At 65.1% G+C, this 3,827-nt stretch carries 3 protein-coding genes; all 3 read left to right on the top strand.

Translation table 11 applies throughout. The features are described 5' to 3' along the window. Positions 1-224: 224 nt before the first annotated feature. The gene (locus tag ABSF49_RS20955) at positions 225-2,411 is read left to right on the top strand and encodes a heavy metal translocating P-type ATPase (RefSeq protein ID WP_424114571.1); all 2,187 of its coding nucleotides are present in this window, start codon (positions 225-227) and stop codon (positions 2,409-2,411) included. Further along, a complete protein-coding gene (gene ccoS / locus ABSF49_RS20950; RefSeq protein WP_424114570.1) occupies positions 2,408-2,578 on the top strand; it encodes a cbb3-type cytochrome oxidase assembly protein CcoS in 171 nt (56 codons plus the stop codon). The genes ABSF49_RS20955 and ccoS overlap by 4 nt, the downstream gene beginning before the upstream one ends. Before the next feature lie 128 nt (positions 2,579-2,706). Beyond that, a complete protein-coding gene (locus ABSF49_RS20945) occupies positions 2,707-3,561 on the top strand; it encodes a DUF3800 domain-containing protein (RefSeq protein ID WP_424114569.1) in 855 nt (284 codons plus the stop codon). Positions 3,562-3,827 lie beyond the last annotated feature (266 nt).

Raw genomic sequence — 3,827 nt, 5'->3', positions numbered from 1 at the left:
TGGAAGCACGCGCTGCTCGACGCGGTCGAATTCGCCGTCCAGCGCGCGCACTGAAACCACGAACTCGTCATGGCCGGGCTTGTCCCGGCCATCCACGTCTTCGAGCCGCCGCTCTGCAAAACGAACGGCTGCACAGCGCTCAGCGCCTTTCCGAGGCATTGTGGCAACTTCGCCGCGTGGATGGCCGGGTCAAGCCCGGCCATGACGGCTGAGGAGCGCATTGCGTGAGCGAGACGCAGGACCTTTCCCATTTCGTGCGCTATCCCGCCGAAGGCGTGGCGGCGATGGATCTCGTCGTCGAAGGCGTCCATTGCGGCGCCTGCATCGTCACGATCGAGAAAGGCCTCGGGCGCGAGGCGGGCGTGCGCGGCGCGCGGGTCAATCTCGCCAGCAAGCGCGTCACCGTCGAATGGCGCGACGGCGCGCTCGCGCCTGAGGCGATCCTCGACCGGCTGAGCAGCCTCGGCTATCCCGCCTATCCGTTCGCCGCCGCCAGCCTCGACAACATCGAGGCGGCGGAGGAGAAGCGCCTGCTGCGCTGCCTCGGCGTCGCCGCCTTCGGCGCGATGAACGTGATGCTGATCTCGGTGGCGCTGTGGTCGGGCGCGGCCGACGAAACCGCCTGGGCGACGCGCGACTTCTTCCATTGGCTGTCGGCGCTGGTCGTCCTGCCTTGCGTCGCCTACGCCGGGCGGCCGTTCTTCGACAGCGCGATGAAGGCGCTGCGCCAGTTGTCGTTCAACATGGACGTGCCGATCACCATCGGCGTCACGCTGGCGCTGGTCATGTCGGTCGTGCAGACGTTGCAGCACGCGCGCGAGACCTATTTCGACAGCGCGATCATGCTGGTGTTGTTCCTGCTCGCCGGCCGCTATCTCGACCAGCGGATGCGCCGGCGCACCCGCGACGTCGCCTCCAATCTCGCCGCGATCAAGGCGGAGACGGCGACCAAGCTCAACGCCGAGGGCGAGGCGTGCGAGACGCCGATCGCCGCGATTCAACCCGGCGATCTGGTGCTGGCGCGCGCCGGCGACCGCATCGCCGTCGACGGTTTGGTCGAGGAGGGGCGCTCCGAGATCGACCAGAGTCTGGTGACCGGCGAAACGGCGGCGATCGCCGTGGCGCCGGGAGCGATGGTCTACGCCGGCACGCTCAACCTCGCTGGCGCGCTGCGCATTCGCGTCAGCAAGGCCGCCGAGGGCACGCTGCTCGACGAGGTCAATCGGCTGCTCGAGCGTGCGGTCGAGCAGCGCTCGTCCTACGTGCGGCTCGCCGATCGCGCTTCGCGGCTCTACACGCCGGTCGTGCATCTGACCGCGCTCACGACCTTCATCGGCTGGCTGCTGCTCGGCCTGTCGTGGCAGCCGGCTCTGGTGATCGCCATCACCGTGCTGATCATCACCTGTCCCTGCGCGCTCGGCCTCGCGGTGCCGGCGGTGCAGGTGGTGGCGGCGAGCGCGATGTTCCGTCACGGCGTGATGCTCAATTCCGGCGACGGCCTCGAGCGGCTCGCCGACGTCGACACGATCGTCTTCGACAAGACCGGCACGCTGACCCTGCCGCAGGCGAGTCTCGCCAACCGCGACGACTTCACGCCCGACGAGCTCAAGCTCGCCGGTTCGCTGGCGCTGGCGAGCAAGCACCCGCTGGCCAAGGCGGTCGCCGCGGCGGCGGGCGCGACCGATCCGCTCGCCGCCCACGAATTTCCCGGGCAGGGCGTCACCGTGTTCCACGAAGGCAAGCGGCTGAAGCTCGGCTCGCCCGCCTATTGCAAGGCCGAGGCGGAGGCGGCGGTGGTCGCGGGCCAATGGCCCGACGCGTCGCTGATCGCCTTCCGCGGCCCGGAGCGCGCGATCGTGTTCGCCATCCGCCAGGCGCCGCGCCCCGACGCGGCCGCCGTCGTCGCCGGCCTGGCGCACGAAGGCTATGCGATCGAGATCCTCTCCGGCGACCGGCCGGAAGCGGTCGCCAACGTCGCGCGCGAACTCGGCTTCACCCGCTTCGCCGCGGCCTTGAAGCCGGCCGACAAGATCGCCCGGCTGAAGGCGTTGCGCGAGCAAGGCCGCCATGTGCTGATGGTCGGCGACGGGCTCAACGACGCGCCGGCGCTCGCCGCCGCCAACGTCTCGATCTCGCCGATCTCGGCCGCGCATCTGACCCAGGCCCAGGCGGACGCGGTGTTCCTCGGCGAGCGCCTCGCGCCGATCGTCGAGGCGCTGCACATCGCGCGCAAGGCCAAGGCGCTGATGATCGAGAACCTGTGGCTGTCGGCGATCTACAATTGCGTCGCCGTGCCGATCGCCATACTCGGCTATGCGACGCCGCTGATCGCCGCGCTGGCGATGTCGGGCTCGTCGCTGCTGGTCACCGGCAATGCGCTGCGGGCGCGCAAAGCGCGGGCGCGCGCATGAACGTGCTCGTCTATCTGGTGCCGATGGCGATCGGCCTGGGGCTGATCGGCCTGTTCGCCTTCCTGTGGGCGATGAAGACCGGCCAGTTCGACGACCTCGACGGCGCCGCCTGGCGCGCGATCGCCGACGACGATTTGCCGGACGACGAGGAGAAGCCGAAGGGCTGAAGGCGTGCGCGAGCCGACGGGCGTCAGGCGAGCGCGACCCGCACGCGTGAGCGACCACTCGCCGTCGAGGCGGCGTGATCAAATGTTGGGGAATATTATACTTGCCGTAGCACGTCGCGAGGCCTAGCATGAACCTCGCGGCTCAGATCGATCCGTCTGCGGGCCTTGGCGATGTTTGGCTCTTGGATGCCGTGCTACCGCGCGGAGGGTACTTGCTGGCCCTGGCTGAGGCATATTTTGATGAGAGCGGCTCACATGGCGGCTCGCAGGTTCTTTGTGTGGCCGGCTACATCTTATCGAAACGCAGAACGCGCCTCCTAAGTGTCGATTGGCGGAAGATGCTGAGGCGATACCGCCTAACCTGCTTTCATATGGTCGACTGCGCCCACGGTAATGGCGAGTTCGCAAACCTGAGCAGGGAAGAACGGATTGGCGTCGAGACGGAGGCAATAGCTCTAATTAAATTGCACACTTACTGCGGCCTCGCGGTCACAGTGAACGAGGAAGAGTTCAGGCGACACGTTCCACCACACCCTTATATTGGCAGTCCATACAGTTTTTGTGCTCACGTGATTTTGGCCGGCGTCGCAGTATGGCTTGACCAAAGGCCAGACGTTAAACGATGCGCCTACTTTTTTGAGGCCGGCCACCGAGACATGTCGGAAGCGAACAGAATCATGACGATGCTGTTCAAAGACAACGAAATGTCGATGACAAATCGATACGCTTCGCACGCCTTCATAAGAAAGGAACAAAGCGCCTCTGTTCAAGCAGCCGATTTGCTAGCGTGGCAATGGTACACAGACAAGCTACATAAACTCCAAGGGAAGAAACGACGGCTTGACTGCGCGAGCCTTTTTGAGCACCCGCATGAGGCGCTACACATCTCAGAGAACAGGATCATCGATCTCGTCAGACGGTTTGGTGGCCGAGAACCGACGCCGCGAGACCTAGTCGCGATTCACTTAGGGGATCCTGAATAGCTAGTAGTTTTTGGTTGAGTTGGCCTTCATAAGTTTTGCGACCGCAGCATCGAAGGCGTCCCCAGTTTGTTCAATGTCGAGGTTCCGAGCGGCCTCTATGAACCGCTCGGATTGGGCCTTGTCCGTCGTCTTCGGCTTAGGGCTTCTCTTTGCCTTTGCCTTTACGGCTTTTGCCATATGGCCTCTCAGTTCGCAGTCGTTTGATAGGTGAGGCGCTTGCCAACAGTGCCCTTCAACGCGCGATCGGCGCGCGCAACATCATTTAC

This window comes from Roseiarcus sp., from assembly GCF_049514155.1.
Classification (GTDB): Bacteria; Pseudomonadota; Alphaproteobacteria; order Rhizobiales; family Beijerinckiaceae; genus Roseiarcus.
The sequence above is the reverse complement of the archived record's forward strand: the minus strand, read 5'-3'. Positions and strand labels throughout refer to the sequence as shown.

Excerpts from the sequence above, each read along its gene's own strand:
- ccoS (WP_424114570.1), top strand. The coding sequence starts at position 2,408 with ATGAACGTGCTCGTCTATCTGGTGCCGATGGCGATCGGCCTGGGGCTG.
- ABSF49_RS20945 (WP_424114569.1), top strand. The coding sequence starts at position 2,707 with ATGAACCTCGCGGCTCAGATCGATCCGTCTGCGGGCCTTGGCGATGTT.